The organism is Bacteroides sp. MSK.20.12 (assembly GCF_019052435.1).
Taxonomy (GTDB): Bacteria; Bacteroidota; Bacteroidia; order Bacteroidales; family Bacteroidaceae; genus Bacteroides; species Bacteroides xylanisolvens.
This window is the reverse complement of the sequence record NZ_JAHQVH010000070.1, coordinates 1-21,414: the sequence shown is the minus strand read 5'-3', so window position 1 is coordinate 21,414 and position 21,414 is coordinate 1. Positions and strand designations below refer to the sequence as shown.

At 42.7% G+C, this 21,414-nt stretch carries 15 protein-coding genes; 9 read left to right on the top strand and 6 right to left on the bottom strand.

The features are described from left to right. Positions 1-50 precede the first annotated feature (50 nt). From KTR06_RS23485 to hcp, 4 genes are all read left to right on the top strand, one after another. Positions 51-1,391: a sigma-54 dependent transcriptional regulator gene (locus KTR06_RS23485; protein ID WP_151935184.1), complete on the top strand. Its 1,341-nt coding sequence runs from the start codon at positions 51-53 to the stop codon at positions 1,389-1,391. Then, positions 1,388-2,701: a PAS domain-containing sensor histidine kinase gene (locus KTR06_RS23480; RefSeq protein ID WP_008022633.1), complete on the top strand. Its 1,314-nt coding sequence runs from the start codon at positions 1,388-1,390 to the stop codon at positions 2,699-2,701. The genes KTR06_RS23485 and KTR06_RS23480 overlap by 4 nt, the downstream gene beginning before the upstream one ends. A gap of 10 nt (positions 2,702-2,711) precedes the next feature. Next, on the top strand, positions 2,712-3,380 hold the full coding sequence (locus KTR06_RS23475) for a Crp/Fnr family transcriptional regulator (RefSeq protein ID WP_117809601.1): 669 nt from the start codon (positions 2,712-2,714) through the stop codon (positions 3,378-3,380). 150 nt (positions 3,381-3,530) lie between these two features. Beyond that, on the top strand, positions 3,531-5,162 hold the full coding sequence (gene hcp / locus KTR06_RS23470; RefSeq protein ID WP_217290851.1) for a hydroxylamine reductase: 1,632 nt from the start codon (positions 3,531-3,533) through the stop codon (positions 5,160-5,162). A 191-nt stretch (positions 5,163-5,353) separates the two neighbouring features. Here hcp and KTR06_RS23465 read toward each other — a convergent pair whose 3' ends face one another. Continuing rightward, positions 5,354-6,538, bottom strand: a complete 1,185-nt coding sequence (locus KTR06_RS23465; RefSeq protein WP_217290850.1) for a uracil-xanthine permease family protein — start codon at positions 6,536-6,538, stop codon at positions 5,354-5,356. Between the two features lie 166 nt (positions 6,539-6,704). Between KTR06_RS23465 and KTR06_RS23460 the strand changes: the two genes are divergently transcribed. The 4 genes from KTR06_RS23460 (at position 6,705) to KTR06_RS23445 (ending at position 12,283) form a co-directional block, all read left to right on the top strand. Next, complete coding sequence (locus tag KTR06_RS23460) at positions 6,705-8,171, top strand: potassium/proton antiporter (RefSeq protein ID WP_049702674.1); 1,467 nt, start codon at positions 6,705-6,707, stop codon at positions 8,169-8,171. Positions 8,172-8,450: 279 nt separating this feature from the next. Then, positions 8,451-10,115: a long-chain fatty acid--CoA ligase gene (locus KTR06_RS23455; protein ID WP_217290849.1), complete on the top strand. Its 1,665-nt coding sequence runs from the start codon at positions 8,451-8,453 to the stop codon at positions 10,113-10,115. 141 nt (positions 10,116-10,256) lie between these two features. Next, the gene (locus KTR06_RS23450; RefSeq protein WP_217290848.1) at positions 10,257-10,931 is read left to right on the top strand and encodes a response regulator transcription factor; all 675 of its coding nucleotides are present in this window, start codon (positions 10,257-10,259) and stop codon (positions 10,929-10,931) included. A gap of 20 nt (positions 10,932-10,951) precedes the next feature. Further along, entirely contained in the window at positions 10,952-12,283 is a 1,332-nt protein-coding gene (locus tag KTR06_RS23445) for a HAMP domain-containing sensor histidine kinase (protein ID WP_217290847.1), read from the top strand. 87 nt (positions 12,284-12,370) lie between these two features. Here the strand turns inward: KTR06_RS23445 and KTR06_RS23440 are convergent, their stop codons facing one another. From KTR06_RS23440 to KTR06_RS23430, 3 genes are read right to left on the bottom strand one after another with little or no spacing between them, the layout of a single operon-like run. After that, entirely contained in the window at positions 12,371-15,496 is a 3,126-nt protein-coding gene (locus KTR06_RS23440; RefSeq protein ID WP_217290846.1) for an efflux RND transporter permease subunit, read from the bottom strand. Between the two features lie 14 nt (positions 15,497-15,510). Continuing rightward, entirely contained in the window at positions 15,511-16,605 is a 1,095-nt protein-coding gene (locus KTR06_RS23435) for an efflux RND transporter periplasmic adaptor subunit (protein ID WP_217290845.1), read from the bottom strand. A gap of 22 nt (positions 16,606-16,627) precedes the next feature. Then, on the bottom strand, positions 16,628-17,893 hold the full coding sequence (locus KTR06_RS23430) for a TolC family protein (RefSeq protein WP_008639957.1): 1,266 nt from the start codon (positions 17,891-17,893) through the stop codon (positions 16,628-16,630). 239 nt (positions 17,894-18,132) lie between these two features. Between KTR06_RS23430 and KTR06_RS23425 the strand changes: the two genes are divergently transcribed. Beyond that, positions 18,133-18,495, top strand: a complete 363-nt coding sequence (locus KTR06_RS23425) for a co-chaperone YbbN (protein ID WP_008022638.1) — start codon at positions 18,133-18,135, stop codon at positions 18,493-18,495. Between the two features lie 257 nt (positions 18,496-18,752). Here KTR06_RS23425 and nagA (KTR06_RS23420) read toward each other — a convergent pair whose 3' ends face one another. Together nagA (KTR06_RS23420) and nagA (KTR06_RS23415) are read right to left on the bottom strand one after the other, a co-directional pair. After that, positions 18,753-19,925 (bottom strand): N-acetylglucosamine-6-phosphate deacetylase, encoded by a 1,173-nt coding sequence (nagA, locus tag KTR06_RS23420; protein WP_009039517.1) that lies wholly within the window; start codon positions 19,923-19,925, stop codon positions 18,753-18,755. Positions 19,926-19,946: 21 nt separating this feature from the next. Further along, the gene (gene nagA, locus KTR06_RS23415) at positions 19,947-21,113 is read right to left on the bottom strand and encodes an N-acetylglucosamine-6-phosphate deacetylase (RefSeq protein ID WP_008022640.1); all 1,167 of its coding nucleotides are present in this window, start codon (positions 21,111-21,113) and stop codon (positions 19,947-19,949) included. Between the last annotated feature and the right edge of the window lie 301 nt (positions 21,114-21,414).

Here is a 21,414-nt window from a genome sequence, read left to right as displayed (position 1 = left end):
ATTTATAACTCACTTTTTCGTAAGTTTGCGCTTTACAAACTTAAACGAAAATGAGTAAATCAGGAACAATCATCATTGTAGACGATAATAAAGGAGTATTGACTGCCGTACAAATCCTTCTGAAAAGTTATTTTTCCAAGATTGTCACACTCTCCTCTCCTGTCACCCTGTCCAGTGTCATAAGGGAAGAAACACCGGAAGTAATTTTGTTGGATATGAATTTCACATCAGGCATCAACACCGGTAATGAGGGTTTATTCTGGTTGCACGAAATAAAGAAAGTACGTCCGGAACTTCCGGTCGTACTTTTTACAGCTTATGCCGACATCGAACTGGCTATCCGGGGGATTAAAGAAGGAGCAACCGACTTTATCGTCAAGCCTTGGGATAACCAAAAACTGGTGGAAACCCTGCAAACCGCAGCAGCTTCTACGCACAACGACAAGAAAACGGGCAGCAAAGAAGAAACCACCCACTCACCTATGTACTGGGGAGAAAGCAAAGTGATGCAACAACTCCGCACATTAATTGAAAAGGTAGCCATCACCGACGCCAATATCCTGATAACAGGCGAAAACGGAACGGGGAAAGAAATGCTGGCACGTGAGATTCATCTCCTTTCCAACCGCAAATACAAAGAAATGATTGCAGTGGATATGGGGACTATCACAGAGTCTTTATTTGAAAGTGAGCTTTTCGGACACGTTAAAGGTTCTTTCACCGACGCACACACCGACCGGACCGGCAAATTTGAGGCTGCCGATAATAGTACGCTGTTTCTCGATGAAATAGGCAACCTGCCTTACCACCTGCAAGCAAAGCTACTGACCGTCCTCCAACGACGAAGCATTGTGAGAGTGGGAAGCAACACGCCGATTCCCATTCATATCCGACTGATATGCGCAACCAACCGGAATCTGCAAGAGATGGTAGTGAAAGGTGAATTCCGGGAAGATTTGCTCTATCGCATCAATACCATTCATGTAGAGATTCCTCCTTTGCGGGAACGGAAAGAAGATATTATTCCATTGGCCGAAAGGTTCATGGTACGCTTTTGCAAACAATATGACAAGACATTGATGAAGTTCACTCCCGACGCTAAAGATAAATTGAAAGCACACCTTTGGTATGGTAATATCCGTGAACTGGAACACGTGATTGAAAAGGCCGTTATCATCAATGACAGTCCGCTCGTTCCCGCCGAATTGTTCCAATTATCCATTCCACGGACGGAGAGTCAGGAGAAAAGTATTTCTACGCTGGAAGAGATGGAAATGCAGATGATACGGAAAGCGCTCGACACTTGTGCAGGAAACTTATCGGCAGTAGCCGCCCAACTGGGAATAACCAGGCAAACTCTTTATAACAAGATGAAAAAGTTCGGATTATGACAGTGCAGCTTCAACAAGTAGGTGTTCAATATTGGTTCAGAGTCTTGCTGACGGTACTTTTCTGTATATCGTCCGTGTGGTTCGGTATACATCAATCATACAGCTGGTTAGGAGTCAGTCTTTGTTTATTGGTTCTTAGCATACTTTGGCAAATCCGCCTTTATCGCCTCCACACCAAACAGGTGCTTTTTATGATTGATGCGCTCGAGAATAATGATAATACATTTCATTTTACCGAAGAAAACGGTACTCCCGAAAGCAAAGAAATAAACCGGGCACTCAACCGCGTGGGACATATCTTATATAGCGTGAAAGCTGAAACAGCCCAGCAAGAGAAATACTACGAACTGATTCTCGACTTTGTCAGTACAGGATTAGTAGTGCTCAATGACAATGGAGCCGTTTATCAGAAGAACAAAGAAGCACTCCGTATTTTAGGGCTGAATGTGTTTACACATATCCGCCAGTTAAGTCAAGTGGATGCGCAGCTTATGGAGAAAATAGAGAACTGTCGCCCGGGGGACAAACTACAAGTCATATTTCACAATGAACGGGGAACGATTAACTTATCCATCCGTGTGTCGGAAATCAATGTACGCAAAGAGCATCTGCGCATCCTTGCCCTGAATGATATCAATACCGAACTGGATGAAAAAGAAATAGATTCATGGATCCGGCTGACACGGGTACTGACACATGAGATCATGAACTCTGTGACTCCCATCACTTCCCTTTGCGATACGCTTCTTTCAATATCAGCGAATAAAGACGAAGAAATAAATCACGGATTGCAAACAATCAGTACGACCGGAAAAGGGTTGCTTGCCTTTGTAGAATCATACCGGCAATTCACACGCATACCGACACCGGAACCCTCCTTGTTCTATGTGAAAGCATTCATAGAAAGAATGGTTGAACTTGCCTGTCATCAGCATCCATGTGAGCATATCCGTTTCCACACAGAGATTACTCCTGCGGACTTAATCGTATATGCAGATGAGAATCTTATTTCACAGGTAGTTATCAATCTTTTAAAGAACGCAATTCAAGCAATCGGCAATCAGCCGGATGGGAGAATTGAGTTGAAGGCGTCCTGCAATGACATGGAAGAAATATGGATTGAGATAAAAAACAATGGTCCCGAAATCCCAGCGGAAATAGCAGAACATATCTTCATTCCTTTCTTTACGACCAAAGAAGGCGGTAGCGGAATCGGACTTAGTATCTCCCGCCAAATCATGCGCCTTTCAGGAGGAAGCCTTACGTTACTACGAGAGAAAGAGACAACGTTTATTTTAAAATTCAAATAACGATTGATATATGATACCTACACTAGTCAACAATCCGCTATTCCGAGGAATCACTCCGGAAAAACTTCTTGCCGATCTGGAAGAGATCAGTTTTCATACACGTTCTTATAAGAAAGGAGAAATCCTGGCACGACAGGGAGATGTGTGCAACCGTCTTATCATCCTGACCAAAGGAAGTGTGCGTGGAGAAATGATTGACTATTCGGGACGTCTTATCAAGGTAGAAGATATAACTGCTCCCAGAGCGATTGCCCCTCTGTTCCTGTTCGGTGAGCAGAACCGCTATCCGGTGGAGGTGACTGCCAATGAACCGACAGAGGTGATCGAGCTTCCTAAACCAAGTGTTTTGAGTTTGTTCCGCAAGAACGAGCAGTTTTTGGAAAACTATATGAATCTCTCCGCCAATTATGCACGGACTTTATCGGATAAGCTTTTCTTCATGTCGTTCAAGACCATTCGTCAGAAACTTGCCTCCTACCTGCTCCGCCTGTACAAACAACAGCAACAGGAGCATATCACCCTCGACCGTTCGCAACAGGAGTTGAGTGATTACTTCGGAGTCTCCCGCCCTTCCCTCGCCCGCGAACTGGCACACATGCAGGAAGACGGACTATTGATAGCAGATCGTAAACATATCACTATCTTACAGAAAGAAGAACTGGTCCGGCTCATCCAATAATGCTCCGATTTAAAAATCATTTATCTAATTGTGAGTATTTGAGATAAAAATATTCATTGTTGTAACATTGGTTACAGAATCACCTGAAACCTTTCCTCTACTTTTGCGTTCAATAAATAAACTGTTGGACTAATTAAAAACGTAAAAGTTATGAGTATGTTCTGTTATCAATGTCAAGAAACCGCAATGGGTACGGGTTGTACCTTAAAAGGTGTATGCGGTAAAACTTCCGAAGTGGCTAACCTGCAAGACCTGCTGCTCTTTGTAGTACGTGGAATTGCTGTCTACAACGAACATCTGCGTAAAGAGGGACAGTCTTCCGAACAAGCAGACAAATTTATCTATGATGCTTTGTTCATCACCATCACTAACGCCAATTTTGATAAAGTAGCAATCACCGAAAAAATCAAAGAAGGACTGAAACTGAAAAAGGAACTTGCCGGTAAGGTAAAGATCGAGAATGCTCCTGACGAATGTCTTTGGGATGGAAACGAAGAGGAATTTGAAGAAAAATCAAAAACGGTCGGTGTGCTTCGCACGCCCAACGAGGATATACGCTCACTAAAAGAACTCGTACACTATGGCCTGAAAGGAATGGCTGCCTACGTAGAGCATGCGCATAACCTGGGTTATCAGTCACCGGAGATATTTGCATTCATGCAGCACGCATTGTCCGAATTGACCCGCAATGATATTACTGTGGAAGAATTGATTCAATTAACGCTGGAAACAGGAAAACATGGAGTATCGGCAATGGCACAGCTGGACAAGGCAAATACGAGCAGTTACGGTAATCCGGAAATCTCACAAGTGAATCTTGGTGTTCGCAATCATCCGGGTATATTGATAAGCGGACATGATTTAAAAGACCTCGAAGAGTTGCTGGAGCAAACGGAAGGTACAGGGGTAGATGTATATACGCACAGTGAAATGCTGCCTGCGCACTATTATCCTCAACTAAAGAAGTATAAGCATCTGGCAGGAAACTACGGAAATGCCTGGTGGAAACAAAAAGAGGAATTTGAAAGTTTCAACGGTCCGATCCTGTTTACAAGTAACTGTATTGTTCCGCCACGTGCGAATGCCAGCTACAAAGACCGCATTTACATCACAGGAGCCTGTGGTCTGGAAGGCGCGCATTATATCCCCGAACGCAAGGATGGAAAACCGAAAGATTTTTCTGCCCTGATTGCTCATGCTAAACAATGCCAGCCACCCGTAGCCATCGAAAACGGAACACTCATCGGTGGATTCGCTCATGCACAGGTGACGGCTTTAGCGGATAAAGTGGTGGATGCCGTGAAAAGTGGAGCCATCCGTAAGTTCTTTGTAATGGCAGGATGCGACGGACGTATGAAGAGCCGTGAATATTATACGGAATTTGCTCAAAAGCTACCCGGTGATACAGTGATTCTTACGGCAGGTTGCGCCAAGTACAGATACAATAAATTAGCTTTAGGTGATATCAACGGTATTCCGAGAGTATTGGATGCGGGACAATGTAACGACAGTTACTCACTGGCTGTAATCGCTCTAAAACTGAAAGAAATCTTCGGGTTAGATGATGTGAATCAGTTACCTATCGTATACAACATTGCATGGTACGAACAAAAGGCGGTCATTGTTTTATTGGCATTGCTGGCTTTAGGAGTGAAACATATTCATTTAGGACCTACTCTTCCAGCTTTCCTTTCACCGAATGTAAAGAACGTATTGATCGAGCAATTTGGAATCGGAGGTATCAGTACAGTGGATGAAGATATTGTGAAGTTTCTATCATAAATGATAAGGGAACAGAAGGGTATTTTACAGGCAAATTTCCTTCTAAAAGATAGTGACGGTATATGATAAGGATAGTGACGCTATACGGTAATGATACCGTCACTATTTCCATCATATACCGTCACTATCTTTTTTATATATAATCGGGAATCCAGCGTTTATTCTTTCTTCTCGAATACCGGCTTCCTTTTTTAATCTTCTTTGGGCAATATCAAATTGAGAACTACTCCTACCAAAGCTGCCAATCCGATACCGGACAATGAAAAATCACCCCAGCTAAAAGCAGCGCCACCAATCCCGACAGTCAGTGTCAAAGACACGATAACGATATTTCTTGTACGGCTCAAATCAATACAGTTATTCACGAGATTAGCAATACCTGCACAGGCAATCGTTCCGAAAAGCAGCAGCATGATACCACCCAGTACCGCACTAGGTATGGATCTTAGTAATGCGCTGATTTTACCGATAACGGAGAATAAGATAGCAGAGATGGCAGCTATTCGGACCACTTGCGGATTGGTAATCTTTGTTAATGACATGGCTCCTGTCACTTCCGAATAAGTAGTCACAGGAGGACCACCCAGCAATCCAGCACAGAGACAAGCCAGACCATCACCCAATAAGGTGCGGTGCAATCCCGGGTCTTTCACGAAATCTTTTCCCGTAACCGTATTCACCACATAGACATCACCAATATGCTCTATCACCGGAGCAATAGCTACCGGAATCATAAATAACACCGGCTCCCATGAGAATTTAGGAAAGACAAACTGCGGTAATCCAATCCAAGCGGCATCTCTGACGCCGGACAAATCCAAACCATAGAAGATCCATGCAGCCAGATACCCCACTACAATTCCACAGAAAATAGGTATCAGCTTCAAAAGTCCTTTAGCTTTCATCGAAACGACAACCGCAGTCACCAATGAAAGCAGAGCCAGCACCCAGTTCTCTTTTGCCATATTCACTCCCGTTCCGGCCAATGATAAACCTATCAGAATAATGACAGGTCCTATGACAACAGGAGGAAACAACCGTTCAATCACCCGCACTCCCTGCCATTTGACAAGCGCACTCATCACAAAGTAAACTAATGCAACTCCAACCATGCCGGATAAGGCGCCGGGCAGCCCATAAAGTTCTGTCGCTTTAATGATAGGCGCAATAAATGCGAAACTACTCCCCAAAAAGATAGGAACCTTTCCACGCGTAACGGCATGAAAGATAAGCGTACCAATACCTGCTGTAAACAGAGCTGTCGAAGGATCGAGCCCTACCAATAACGGCACGAGTACCGTAGCTCCGAAAGCCACAAACAAGAATTGTACCCCCACCACCCCTTTCCTCAAAGGTGTAAGATTATTTGAATCCATAAGTATAATGTAGATTAATCTCTGCAAAATTAGTCTTTTTAGACAATTTAACTCCCTTTTTTCACAAAAATACATCTAAAAAGAGGTTTTATTTGTTGTTAATAATGTGTAACTTCGCACGGTGAGAATTAAAACGACAATTTTATAACTTTATAATATATTGCCTATGATATTTACAGCAGAAAACACCCTACTTATCGGTTCTATCTTACTTTTCGTCAGCATTGTTGTTGGAAAAACCGGATATCGCTTTGGAGTACCTACCTTATTATTGTTCCTCGTAGTAGGAATGTTGTTTGGAAGTGACGGCCTCGGCCTGCAATTCCACGACGCGAAAGACGCGCAGTTTATCGGTATGGTCGCTCTTAGCATTATCCTTTTCTCGGGAGGTATGGATACGAAATTCAGAGAAATCAAACCTATTTTAGGTCCCGGTATCGTGCTTTCCACTGTCGGAGTACTACTTACAGCTCTTTTCACCGGGCTCTTTATCTGGTGGATATCAGGTATGAGCTGGTCTAATATTTATTTACCTATCACCACTTCCCTGCTTTTGGCCTCTACCATGTCGTCTACGGACTCGGCTTCGGTGTTCGCCATTCTCCGTTCACAGAAGATGAATTTAAAGCACAACCTCCGTCCCATGCTGGAACTGGAGAGCGGAAGTAATGACCCGATGGCCTATATGCTTACCATTGTCCTGATACAGTTTATTCAATCGTCAGGTATGGGAGTCGGAGCTATCGTAGGCTCTTTTGCCATCCAGTTTATCGTCGGTGCGGCTGCCGGATATGTACTCGGAAAGCTCGCTATCCGAATGTTGAACAAGCTCAATATTGACAATCAGGCCTTATATCCTATCTTATTACTTGCATTTGTATTTTTCACTTTCTCCATCACCGACTTACTGAAAGGTAACGGATACCTTGCCGTATATATCGCCGGTATCATGGTGGGAAACAATAAAATCATGCATCGTAAGGATATCTACACCTTTATGGACGGACTGACCTGGTTGTTTCAAATCATCATGTTCCTTTGCCTGGGATTGCTTGTCAATCCGCACGAGATGTTGGAAGTAGCTGCTGTGGCATTGCTGATTGGTGTCTTTATGATTATTATCGGCCGGCCGTTAAGCGTATTCCTTTGTTTGCTTCCATTCCGGAAAATCACGATGAAATCACGTATTTTCGTGTCCTGGGTAGGATTGCGCGGTGCAGTTCCTATTATCTTTGCCACCTATCCGGTAGTGGCGGGCGTAGAAGGTTCGAACCTCATCTTCAACATTGTTTTCTTTATTACCATCGTGTCATTGGTGGTACAGGGAACAACGATTTCTTTCGTAGCCCGAATCTTGAATCTTTCCAAACCACTGGAAAAAACTGGAAATGATTTCGGAGTGGAACTCCCGGAAGAAATAGACTCTGATCTTAGTGATATGACCATTACTAAAAGTATGTTGGAAGAAGCAGATACATTGAAAGATATGAATCTCCCGAAAGGCACGCTGGTAATGATTGTGAAGCGCGGAGATGAGTTCCTGATTCCCAACGGAACGCTGAAACTGCATGAAGGAGATAAACTGCTGCTCATCTCCGAAAAATCAAAAGAAGAAGAGACTGATTCTGACTAACATCCGAAAAGATTGATTCTATCACTATAACTGATTCGTCTCCACGCATGAAGCCTCTTGTCCCTACAAGACACTCGTTTCTTATTCATGCGTGGAGACGAAATGTTTTAAATAGGCCAACAAACTAGTTTTAAGGAAGAAACACGAAAACGCCTTAGCAAGCCGTAAAAATTGTTCATTCCCCTCCGTTAATTAACCGTAAAACTTGAATTTAAAATTCGGTTTACATCAGCGAAGTATTAATTTTGCGCAGTTTTAAACTAAATGTGCAAAGATCGAATGGAACAAGAACATCAGTTCATTGATTATATTGAGCAAAGCATCATCAAAAACTGGGACAAGGATGCCTTAACTGACTATAAAGGAATTACCCTTCAATATAAGGATGTAGCGCGTAAAATCGCTAAATTTCACATTGTCTTGGAAAGTGCCGGCATCCAGCCGGGAGATAAAATTGCCGTTTGCGGACGTAACAGTGCTCATTGGGCGGTTACTTTCCTGGCAACGATTACTTATGGAGCCGTTATTGTTCCTATTTTGCATGAATTCAAGGCAGATAATATTCATAATATCGTCAACCATTCCGAAGCCAAATTACTTTTTGTCGGTGACCAAGCCTGGGAAAATTTGAATGAGGACGCCATGCCTTTATTAGAGGGTATTGCTTTACTAACAGATTTCTCACCATTAGTATCACGCAACGAGAAACTCACTTATGCTTTTGAACACCGGAATGCAATATATGGTCGACAATATCCCAAGAACTTCCGCCCGGAACATATTTGCTACCGGAAGGATCATCCTGAAGAACTGGCTATTATCAATTATACTTCCGGCACCACAGGTTACTCTAAAGGAGTGATGCTCCCCTATCGCAGTCTTTGGTCGAATGTGGCTTACTGCTTCGAGATGCTTCCCGTTAAACCGGGCGATCATATCGTTTCCATGTTGCCTATGGGGCATGTGTTCGGTATGGTATATGATTTCCTTTACGGATTTTCTGCAGGTGCGCACATCTATTTCCTGACGCGCATGCCGTCTCCGAAAATCATTTCTCAATCTTTCTCTGAAATCAAGCCAAGAGTGATCTCTTGTGTGCCATTGATTGTGGAAAAGATTATTAAGAAAGATATTCTTCCTAAAGTAGACAGCACAATCGGTAAGTTATTGCTTAAAGTGCCTATCGTGAATGATAAAATCAAATCGCTGGCACGGCAGGCCGCCATGGAAATCTTCGGTGGAAACTTTGACGAGATTATTATCGGAGGCGCTCCTTTCAATGCTGAAGTTGAGGCCTTCCTTAAAAAGATAGGATTCCCCTATACAATCGCTTACGGTATGACTGAATGTGGTCCTATCATTTGCTCCAGTCGTTGGGAAACGCTGAAACTTGCTTCTTGCGGTAAGGCAACCAGCCGGATGGAAGTCCGTATTGACTCGCCAGATCCGGAAACGCATGCCGGAGAAATCGTATGCAGAGGAATGAACATGATGCTGGGCTATTATAAAAATCCGGAAGCTACCGCGCAAATTATCGATGCTAACGGCTGGCTGCATACCGGTGATCTCGGCACGTTGGATGAAGAAGGTTACGTAACAGTTCGCGGACGTAGCAAAAACCTGCTTCTCACCTCTAGCGGACAAAATATTTATCCGGAAGAAATTGAAAGCAAACTGAACAATATGCCGTATGTTGCGGAATCATTGATTGTCTTACAGCATGAAAAGCTGGTAGCACTGATTTATCCGGATTTCGATGACGCTTTCGCTCATGGATTGCAGCAGACGGATATTCAGAAAGTGATGGAACAAAACCGTATCGAGTTGAATCAACAGCTTCCTAACTATTCTCAAATAAGCAAGATAAAGATCCATTTCGAGGAATTTGAAAAGACTGCGAAAAAGTCAATCAAACGCTTTATGTATCAGGAAGCAAAGGGATAATTATCCCGGATAGCGCGATAAGTATCCTTGCTATTTCAGAAAAACAGTACAACTCAAAAAGGAGAAACACTTAAATGTAGGGCGAATTTCTTTCTTCAGATGCCAGGAAAAAAGTATCTTTGCGCATAAACAATCTGAATGATGGCAAAGATATTATTAGTTGAAGATGAAATAAACATCGCCTCTTTCATTGAACGGGGGTTAAAAGAGTTCGGACATACAGTAACCGTCTGTCATGACGGAAACGCTGGTTGGAAAATCCTTCAGGACGAACCTTTCGACCTTTTGATACTGGACATTATCATGCCGAAAATAAACGGTTTGGAACTTTGCCAGCTTTATCGGCAGACGTTTGGGTACCAGTCTCCTGTGATCATGCTGACAGCCTTGGGTACAACGGAAGATATCGTTAAAGGACTGAATGCGGGAGCAGATGATTATCTCGTCAAGCCTTTCAGTTTCCAAGAACTGGAGGCACGCATCAAGGCCTTGTTAAGACGCAATAAAGAAGTAACCTCCAATCTGCTGACTTGTGATAATCTGATATTGGATTGCAATACCCGAAGAGCTAAAAGAGGCAATATAGATATTGATCTTACTGTCAAGGAATATCGTCTGCTCGAATATTTCATGACTCATCAAGGGGTTGCGCTCTCACGTATTACCCTGCTTAAAGACGTATGGGACAAGAACTTTGATACCAATACCAATATCGTAGATGTTTATGTAAACTATCTCCGGGTAAAGATAGACCGTGACTTTGATAAAAAGCTGATTCACACAGTCGTAGGATTAGGATATATCATGAATACTTAAACTCACCAACTATCCCGGCTATGAAAATAGGTTCCAAAATAGCTCTTTTCTATACGTTAATCAGCGTGTTGACCACTGTCATTATCATTGCTGTATTTTATATTTTCAGTACACAGTATATCAATAAACTCTATGCTTCCTACCTGCGTGAGAAAGCCTACCTGACTGCACAGAAGCACTGGGAAAAGGATGAAGTGGACGAACAGAGTTACCAGATTATCCAACGCAAATATGATGAGCTTCTGCCCGAAGCTCATGAGATTCTTCTAAATATGGATAGTCTTTCTGAAGTGCGTGATACATTGAATAAGTATCTCACGCAACACCAGCAAACACTTCTACTGGCAGGGCAAGACAGTATTCCTTTCTCTTTTAAATATAAGGATCAGTTAGGAGCCGCCCTTTATTATCCGGATAATGAAGGGAATTTCATCGTACTCGTCATGTCCCGGAATGCCTACGGAACAGAAATCAAGGAACATCTGTTGTTACTTTCCATTTTCCTCGTTTTAGCCAGTTCCATCCTGATCTTTTTCATCGGGAAAATATATTCCGGTCGTATTTTGGTTCCGCTGCAACACATATTAAAGGAATTGAAAAGAATACGGGCCAACAGTCTGAATCGTAGGTTAAAGACTACCGGAAATAATGACGAGCTGGAGGACATGATAAAAACATTAAATAGTATGCTCGATCGTCTGGATAGTGCTTTCAAGGCAGAGAAATCCTTTGTAAGCCATGCTTCGCACGAGTTGAACAATCCGATTACTGCTATTCAGGGAGAATGTGAAATCAGTCTGCTCAAAGAAAGAAGTACCGGAGAATACATTGAATCCCTGCAACGAATTTCTTCGGAAAGCAAAAGGTTGTCCAGCCTGATCCGCCACCTTCTTTTTCTTTCGCGGCAGGAAGAAGAACTCCTGAAAAATAATGTGGAAGAGATCATTCTATCTGATATATTGAAAGAGTTGACCGGTTCTAATGAAAGAATCCGTCTCCACTTGGAAGCAACAGAACAACAAGCTGTTGTTAAGGCTAATCCTTATCTGTTAAAGATAGCATTGAAAAATATAATTGATAACGCATGTAAATACTCCGATAAGGAAGTAAATGTGGCTCTCTATCGGGAGCAGCAACAAGTCATTCTTGAGGTGGAAGATCAGGGAATCGGTATTCCGCAAGAAGAAATTGAGCATATTTTCCAGTCTTTCTATCGGGGTAGTAACACCCGGGATTATGCCGGACAGGGTATCGGACTTAGTCTGACTTTGAAAATCATTTCTGCTTATCACGCAAAGCTGGATATATCTTCAGAAATAGAAAAAGGAACAAAAGTACGGGTGATTTTTTAATCACCCTTCTTTTATCCCTTTCTCACTCTACCTACTGAAAACTACAAATTTAATCTATGAACGTTTTTTTCATAGAATAGAAATGAACTAAATACGTCTTTGCAATAACTTTCCGTTTTTATCATATAACATTCGTTCATATACCACTTCTACGATGAGAGGAAAGACAAACAAGGCAAAGAAAGTCGCTCCTATCAATCCGCCGATAATAACAATCGCCAACGGACGCTGTGATTCCGAACCAATTCCATGACTCATGGCAGCAGGCAACAAACCGATAGCCGCCATTGCCGCTGTCATAATCACAGGGCGGATACGTGAGCGTACTCCTTCTTTCGTGGCCTCCTCCAAAGGAGAACCCAGTTTCAGATTCGCCTTGATGTCGGAAATCATAATCACGCCGTTCTGAATACAAATACCGAACAAGGCAATGAAACCGATACCTGCAGAAATGGAGAAGTTGAAGCGTGTTATCAGAAGGGCTACAATACCCCCCACAGCGGCAAATGGCACATTCAGCAATACCAGTCCGGCATCCCGCGCATTAGAGAACAGAATAAACAGGATGATAAAGATGATAGCAATACTGATGGGAACCACTTGTGCCAAGCGTTTCGTGGCACGTTGCTGGTTCTCGAAATCACCAGTCCATTTCAGCGAATATCCTGCCGGAAGATGTACGGATGCATTCACTTTTTTCTGTGCCTCGGCAACTGCCGTACCCATGTCACGGCCTCTCACCGAGAACTTCACTGCACAGAAGCGTGCATGATTATCACGGAAAATAAGTAATGGTCCCGTAATGGTCGTTATATCTGCCAGTTCCTTGATAGGCACCATTGTACCATCCATTGCCGGAACCAGTATCTTACCTATTTCTTCTTCATTCTGGCGGAATTGCTCGCTATACCTTACCATGATATTGAATTTCCGTTCGTCCTCATACAACAATGAAGCCGATTTTCCGCCAATAGCCATCTCGATAATCGATTGCACATCTTCTTTAGCAACGCCATAACGCGCCAACTGACCTTCATTCAGCTCTATACGAAGTTCCGGCTGACCGATATTCCGAATCACACCCAAGTCTTCAATCCCTTGAACCGTACCCAGGATTTTCTCAATCTGCACCGCATATTTCTCCGACTCATACAAGTCTTTACCAAACACCTTCACCGCAATAGACCCTTTCACACCGGAAGCAGCTTCCTCTACATTATCGGTAATCGGCTGTGAGAAATTGAAGTCAATGCCGGGGTAAATGGATAAATCCTCCTGCATCTTATCGATTAGTTCCATTTTTGTCAATTTGCTCTCCCATTCCTTTTCAGGGTATATATCAACGTGAAACTCGATATTATAGAATCCGGTAGCATCTGTTCCGTCATTCGGTCGTCCGGTCTGTGACAGGACTTGACGTACTTCCGAAAACGTTAATAGCTTCCTTCTCATTTTATTGGCAAGCGTCACCGATTCATCCAGCGAAATGCTTTGTGGCAAGGTGGCACGAATATAGATAGACCCCTCATTCAACTGTGGAAGAAACTCCGTACCCAAGAAAGAGAAAAGCCATAATCCGACACCTGCTATGACCGTTGCCAGTCCAATAGTCAGTTTTCTGTGCGCATAGAATAAATCAAAAAGAGCCGTACACTTTGTATTGACAAAACGGACAAAACGATTATTCTTCTCACGAACATTCTTCTTCAACAGCATAGAAGACATTACCGGCACCAGGGTCAGCGTAAAGATCAAAGCTCCCAATAGTGCAAAACCCAGCGTATAGGCTAAAGGAGAGAACATCTTTCCTTCTACCTTCTGGAAAGAGAAGATAGGAATCAATGCGGTTATGATAATCAATTTGGAGAAGAAAACTGCTTTCGCCTTATCTTTTGCGGTGTTACGGATCAATCCCATTTTGGACATGACATTAAATGCCGGCATTCCTACTTGCCTTGCTTTCTTGTCCAAAGCCACAAACACTCCTTCCACCATCACCACTGCCCCATCAATAATGATACCGAAGTCAATGGCTCCCATAGAAAGCAGATTGGCGGACATTCCCATCGCCCGTAAACAGATAAAAGCGAATAGAAGGGCTAATGGGATAACGACAGCAACAATCACGGTAGTCCGCCAATCTGCCATAAAAATCAATACAATAAACGTAACCAATAAAATTCCTTCAATCAGATTATGTGTCACCGTCTTTACCGCCAGATTCACCAAATCCTCCCGGTCATAGAATGACACGATTTTCACATCTTTCGGAAGTATATTCTGATTCAAGTCTTCTATTTTATCTTTCAGGTTTGCAATCACCTCGCCCGGATTCTCCCCTTTCCGCATGACTACAATGCCTTGTACCACATCATCTTCATCCATTCGTCCTACCTGGCCGAGACGGGGCAAACAGGATTCGTGTACATCGGCAAGATTCTTCACCAAAATCGGAGTGCCGTTGATGTTTTTCACTACGATGTTTCTCAATTCTTCCAAGTCGTTAATCAGACCAATTCCACGAACAACATAAGCTTGCGAACTCTTGGTTATGACATCTCCTCCTACATTGATGTTACTTTTGGCTATCGCGTCATAAAGCTCCAAAGAAGTAATTCCATAGTTAATCAACTGGTGAGGATTCACGCTTACCTCAAATGTTTTCACCTCTCCGCCGAAGCTCACAATATCCGCTACGCCGGATACCGAACGGAGATTACGCTCAATCACCCAATCCTGGATTGTTTTCAGCTCCCGCACACTACGTTTATCACTACGGAGTGTATAACGGAATATTTCTCCCGTCGGGCCATATAACGGTTGCACTTCCGGAGTTACCCCGTCAGGAAGATCGGCGTCATTCAATAAATTATATACCTGTTGACGGGCGGTGAAATCATCCACACGATCTTCGAACATCACATTGATTACAGAAAGTCCGAAAAGAGTGGTAGAACGAATATCTGTTTTCTTTTGAACAGGATTCATGGCAATCTCAACAGGAATGGTGATAAACTTCTCTACCTCTTCCGCACTACGTCCCGGCCATTGCGTGATAATCGTCACTTTCGTATTCGTCACATCCGGAAAAGCATCTATCGGAGTATGTTTAAAAGAAACAACTCCGGCTATAACGGCAATCGCTGTACAGAAGAAAATAAAGAACTTATTCTTCAGCGAGAAAGCCACTATATTATCTATGAATTTGTGCATACTATTTTCTGTTTTTAATCTGCATTCAACGCATTATATACCAACAATACATTATTATTCAGCACCCTGTCCCCCTCGGAAAGCCCGGAGCGGATATAGCACTCCTTGCTCAACTGTTTGTATACATCTACCTCTTTCACCTGCAAACGCTGATCCGGCTCTACTACAACAACATAATTTTTCCCTCCTTCAAACACCAGCGCATGAGAATCGATACGAGGCATGGAAGTTCCATCTGCCTTGCACTTCACACTTACATTCGTAAACATCCCCGGCTTCAACAGATACTCTTCATTCTTTAATTTGATACGGACATTCATTGTTTTACTTTCGCTATTCAGCAAATGATATACCTTATCGATAGTGCCGGCAAACGTCTTATCCGGATAGGCCAAAGTAGAAATGCGTACAGAAGCACCTTCAGAAATCTTACTGATATCGCTTTCATACACATCTGCCATCACCCATACGTCCGACAACCCCGAAATCGTGAACAACTCTTCACTCTGATCCGGACGCAACTGCATATCCCTGCTGATTTGTTTCTCCACAATAAAGCCCGAAACAGGTGATTTCAACTGATAATAAGCATTTCCGGAGAAATTATAAATGGAAAAGACTTCCTTTATCCTTCTTTCTTCGGCTTCGGCACTCGTCAACTCCTGCTTTGCCTGAAGCACATCTTTATCCGAAGCCATGCCGGAATTATACATATCCTGCGTAGCATCCATGTTTCTGCGGGCGAGCAATAATTGTTGTTCCGCTTCTTTCAATTGTTTCTCATAGTCCGCCACTTCTCCACTGCGGATGACTGCCAGTACATCTCCTTTACGAACATAATCTCCTATTTCTGCTTTCAGTTCCGTCACCGTACCTCCAAACATCGGATATACATGCGCTACCTGATTTTCATTAAAAGTGACCCGTCCGTTCAATGTCAGTTCATCAATCACTTCTTGAACGTGAACCGTATCGACAGATACAATTCTCAACAAGCTATCTGTCAGGCATAAGGCAGCCGGTTCAACATTCGGTTGTTCTCCTTTACCGGAGCATGCTCCCAATACGGTAGTAAGCAATATACAAGGAAGGAATTTATTCCAGTTCATAGTCTTTGATAATTTATGAATATTAGTAGTTCAATATATTTTGCCCGATAGTTGTATTCAGGTTTTCCATCGCGAGGAAAACATCTTTCTTTATTTCATGCAACTGAATACAGGTTTCCTTATAACTGTCATAGTAATCGATAAACTCCAGCAAGCTGATATTCCGCTTGGTAAAATTTTCATTCACTCCTGTTATCAGTTTCTCAAAGTTACGTTCCAAATCCATATTGGTAGATTGGTAAAGCTGAACTGCTTTTTCCAGTGAAGCATAAGCGGTATAAAGTTCCATATCTGCACGATTAGCAGCATTTTCCTGTTCCGCTCCCGCCTGTTGAATACTAAAACGGGCTGCCTTTATATTTCCCTGATTGCGATTGAAAATAGGTACTGACAAGCTCACTCCTACCGCAAAATAGTTATTGATAAAGTTTCCGGCACGGTCATAGTTCCCTTTCACCGAGAACTCCGGAAATGCCATTGATTTCTGCAATTTCAGATTGGCACGAGAAGCGCTTACCGTACTTCTGGCAATCTTCAAGTCCGGACGTTCATTTACCATCGCTTTCAAATCAGCAAACGATAATTGAGACAAATCCAATTGCTTCAACACCTCTTCGTCCAGTGATAACTTAACCGTAGTATCTCCCGGAAGATTTAACAAGACATTCAGTTCTCCTCTAAGAGTCAGCAACTCGTTTTCCCGTTCGTTCTTCTCTTTCTTCAGCGAAAATAGCATAGATTCCAAACGAGACATTTCCATCAATGAGATATTTCCTTTCTCCTGTTGCAGCTTCATTCCGGCAAGCAGTTCTTGCAGAGAGTTCACTTCTTTCTCGTAGATGGATATGGATTTCGAAAGAAAATAGACTTGCACAAACTTCTCATTCAACTCCTGACGGAGTGTTCTCATCACCTCTTCAAACTGATATTCCGCTATTTCCTTATTGATTTTTTCCAGCTTTATCTGCTTGTTTCGCTGTCCGGCAAGGCGAATGACCTGTTCAACCTCCACAACCGTTTCACCCTCCTTACCAAAATCAAAATACTTTCCGTTCAAGCGGTTATAGACATTCTGTTCCAGCGAGATGACCGGATTCTCAAATAACCTGGCTTGCAGCACTTGTGCCTGTGCCATATCAATGTTATACCGTTCGGCTATCAGCGATAAGTTACGTTCCAGGAAACGTTGTTCCGCCTCTTTCAGCGTTAATGTTCCTGTGGTAGCCTGTTGCGCACATATTCCTCCTGTCAGCAGAAGAAAAAAAGAAATTAAAAATTCTCTGTTCATTACTATATTTATCTTTATTACCTTATCGTAGTTGTCGCAGCAAAATTACAATTCTGCAACCGGAGAAACGAAAAAAAACGATTATAAGCCTCTCATATCAGATTAGAATTTGATTAGAAAAGAGCCATAAAGGAAGAATTGTAAACACAACAGGAAAAATGGCCAGCCTTCTTTCATTCCAACTCCCCTATCTTTGCAGGAGAGAAAATAAAACGAATCATTAAAAAATAGTAGGATATATGAAAATAATAGATTTAACCAAAGATAGTTTTGTTGAGAAAGTAGCTGATTATCAATCTTATCCTGATAGTTGGAACTTTAAAGGGAATAAACCTTGCCTGGTCGATTTTCATGCACCCTGGTGTGTCTATTGCAAAGCATTATCGCCTATATTAGACCAATTGGCAAAAGAATACGAAGGTAAATTAGATATTTATAAAGTGGATGTCGATCAGGAACCGGAACTGGAAAGCGCATTTAAGATTCGTACCATTCCCAATCTGTTACTTTGCCCGTTGAACGGCAAACCGGCAATGAAATTAGGCACTATGAATAAAGCCCAATTGAAAGAATTAATAGAAACCAGTTTACTTTCAGAATAGAAAAACATCGAAAGTCCGGAAAGTTCCTTATGACGATAGACTGATAAACTACCAGGCTTTTGATATAATACAGAACATTTATTTTTATAATAAGAGGCTGAAAAGCCTTAATATTATAAAATGCCCCTTACTAGAATAAACTGAACTCCTAAAATTTTGTATCTAACTTTTGGGATTCAGTTTAGTTCTAGTAAGGGGCATTTTTCTTTTAAGAAGTCTCCGGACGGCCTCTTCCCTTTCAAAGGTTATTTCAATGGTTATTTATGCAACAGATTATCAGTTCCCGGAACGATCTTTCCCATTGACCATACGCAACGTACATTCAGTTCTTTGTCAAGAATCACAATATCAGCATCCTTACCCTTTGCTAACGCCCCTTTACGATCACTCACTCCAATTAAACGGGCAGGAGTTTCAGAAGCCATACGCACAGCATCTTCCAAAGGAATATTCGCTTTCTTTACCATAGTGCGAACCAACACATCCATCGTAGCCAAACTACCGGCCAACGCAGAATGATCCGCCATCTTGCATACGCCATCCTCTATGATATAACGAGGATCAATCGGTTCATTCCCTTCATAAGCGGCATACGCCAAAGCATCGGTAACAAGGCAGGTATTCTCCACGCCTTTCAACTTATAAACCAGTTTCAGGATAGTGGCAGGCAAGTGAATACCGTCCGCAATCACTTCCACAGTCATTCCATCCGTCAGATACACACTTTCCACTGTACCCTCATACTTATATTCACGACGTTTATGGAAACCCGGCATCGCATTATAAAAATGAGCAGCATGAGAAAATCCTACTGCAAATGCAGCTTTAATTTCATCGTATTCGGCTTCGGTATGTGTAACAGCAGTCATAATTCCTTTCGAACGGGTATACTTTGCAAAATCATGTGCACCGGGCAGTTCGGGACTAATATCCCAACGTCTGATACAAGACGTACGCTCCAACAAAGGAATATATTCATTTTCATCCGGAGTTTTCAGAAAACCGTCATACTGCGTACCCGCCATCTTCGGATTCAGATATGGACCTTCGATATGCAGACCGAGAATCGGAGAATCCTTCTCTTTCATCAAGTGCTCACATACATCGACTGCCTGGTAGATTCTTTCGAATGAAGTAGAGGACAAAGTAGGAAATATACCGGTAGCACCATGTTTCAGATGTGCATTGGTTGCGGTGCGGAAAGCCTCTTCCGTTGCTTCCGTATAATCATGCCCACCACCTCCATGTGCATGCATACTTACGAATCCGGGCACTATCGTCATCCCTCTGGCATCAATAACCGTTGCACCGATAACCGCTAAATCACTATTAGTTACCTCTAATATTTTTCCATCACAAATCAATACGGAACCATCTTTCAACCAGCCTTGCGGGGTAAGTATTCTTCCGTTTATTATTTGAGTCAACATAGTCTTTGTTATTTATTAGATTTAAAACAGTTTGTTGGTGCCTTCCACCAGTTCTCCCATTGCCCATACGGCTCTCACGTTCAAGTCTCTGTCCAAAGCGATCATATCGGCATCCTTGCCACGCTCCAGCGTTCCTTTACGGTCGAGTACTCCCATAATCCGGGCAGGAGTTTCGGAAGCCATTCTTACGGCATCTTCCAAAGGAATTTCCGCCTTTTGCACCATGGTACGAATCAAACGATCCATCGTTGCAACACTCCCGGCCAAGGCTGAATGGTCTGCCAACTTACAGACTCCATCCTCAATAATCACACGCGGGTCAAAGGCAACCTGGCTATCACTGGCGGCACAAGCCAACGCATCCGTTATCAGGCAAGTGCGTTCCACTCCTTTTATCTTATAGACAAGACGCAAGATCGTCGGAGGTACATGAATACCATCAGCCACCACTTCCACTGTCATATCATCAATCAGATAAATACTTTCTACCGTACCTTCATACTTGTACTCTTTCCGTTTATGGAAACCGGGCATCGCGTTATAAAAATGAGTGGCATGCGTATATCCCGCCTCATAAGCCGTCTGTATATCCTCAAATTCTGCCTGGGTATGTCCTACCGAAGCCAGTACACCTTTTGCCGTGATATATTTACCGAATTGCATGGCTCCGGGAAGTTCCGGTGCGGCATCCCAACGTTTGATACAGCGTGTTTCTTCCAACAACGGAATATATTCTTCGGGATCGGGATCTTTGATATTTTCCGGGATCTGTCCGCCTGCCATGTCCATATTGAAATAATGTCCTTCCAGATGAAGCCCGAGTACAGGGCTATTGGGCTCCGCCATCATTTTTTCAGTAGTTGCCGCAGCTGCACGGATCATCGGAATGGTAGAAGAAGAAAGGGTAGGAAAAATACTGGTGGTACCATGCTGCATGTGAGCCTTGATTGCTGTCCGGAAAGCCTCTTCGGTACCTTCCATAAAGTCTCTTCCACCGCCACCGTGAACATGGATTTCTACACCGCCGGGAACAATATACATTCCTTTGGCATCAATCAGTTTGGCTCCGATAATGGCAAGGTCACAATTGGTTACTTCCAGAATTTTGTTATCGCGAATAAGAACTGACCCATCCTTCAGCCAACCTTGAGGCGTCAGGATGCGTGCATTAATGATCTGTGTTAACATATCACAAATAGTTAAATTAATTAAAGGTCTGTGTGAATCAATGACGCTCTTTTTTGGGGGGAGTACATTGATTTTTTCGTTTGCAAAATTACGTTTTTCTATTCAATCTATCGATAAAATCGTCCGATAAACTTCTAATAAAGTCCAATTTTAAACGATTATCCAACCATATATAAATCAGAATTCATCAATCATAAATAAAAAAAGGTTGCCAATCTTATCGACTGACAACCTTATGTCTATATGGAGCGGAAAACGAGACTCGAACTCGCGACCCTAACCTTGGCAAGGTTATGCTCTA

Bases quoted from the DNA above. Each gene is read 5' to 3' on its own strand.
- KTR06_RS23485 (WP_151935184.1), top strand. From the start codon at position 51: ATGAGTAAATCAGGAACAATCATCATTGTAGACGATAATAAAGGAGTA.
- KTR06_RS23480 (WP_008022633.1), top strand. From the start codon at position 1,388: ATGACAGTGCAGCTTCAACAAGTAGGTGTTCAATATTGGTTCAGAGTC.
- KTR06_RS23475 (WP_117809601.1), top strand. From the start codon at position 2,712: ATGATACCTACACTAGTCAACAATCCGCTATTCCGAGGAATCACTCCG.
- hcp (WP_217290851.1), top strand. From the start codon at position 3,531: ATGAGTATGTTCTGTTATCAATGTCAAGAAACCGCAATGGGTACGGGT.
- KTR06_RS23465 (WP_217290850.1), bottom strand. From the start codon at position 6,538: ATGGATTCAAATAATCTTACACCTTTGAGGAAAGGGGTGGTGGGGGTA.
- KTR06_RS23460 (WP_049702674.1), top strand. From the start codon at position 6,705: ATGATATTTACAGCAGAAAACACCCTACTTATCGGTTCTATCTTACTT.
- KTR06_RS23455 (WP_217290849.1), top strand. From the start codon at position 8,451: ATGGAACAAGAACATCAGTTCATTGATTATATTGAGCAAAGCATCATC.
- KTR06_RS23450 (WP_217290848.1), top strand. From the start codon at position 10,257: ATGGCAAAGATATTATTAGTTGAAGATGAAATAAACATCGCCTCTTTC.
- KTR06_RS23445 (WP_217290847.1), top strand. From the start codon at position 10,952: ATGAAAATAGGTTCCAAAATAGCTCTTTTCTATACGTTAATCAGCGTG.
- KTR06_RS23440 (WP_217290846.1), bottom strand. From the start codon at position 15,496: ATGCACAAATTCATAGATAATATAGTGGCTTTCTCGCTGAAGAATAAG.
- KTR06_RS23435 (WP_217290845.1), bottom strand. From the start codon at position 16,605: ATGAACTGGAATAAATTCCTTCCTTGTATATTGCTTACTACCGTATTG.
- KTR06_RS23430 (WP_008639957.1), bottom strand. From the start codon at position 17,893: ATGAACAGAGAATTTTTAATTTCTTTTTTTCTTCTGCTGACAGGAGGA.
- KTR06_RS23425 (WP_008022638.1), top strand. From the start codon at position 18,133: ATGAAAATAATAGATTTAACCAAAGATAGTTTTGTTGAGAAAGTAGCT.
- nagA (WP_009039517.1), bottom strand. From the start codon at position 19,925: ATGTTGACTCAAATAATAAACGGAAGAATACTTACCCCGCAAGGCTGG.
- nagA (WP_008022640.1), bottom strand. From the start codon at position 21,113: ATGTTAACACAGATCATTAATGCACGCATCCTGACGCCTCAAGGTTGG.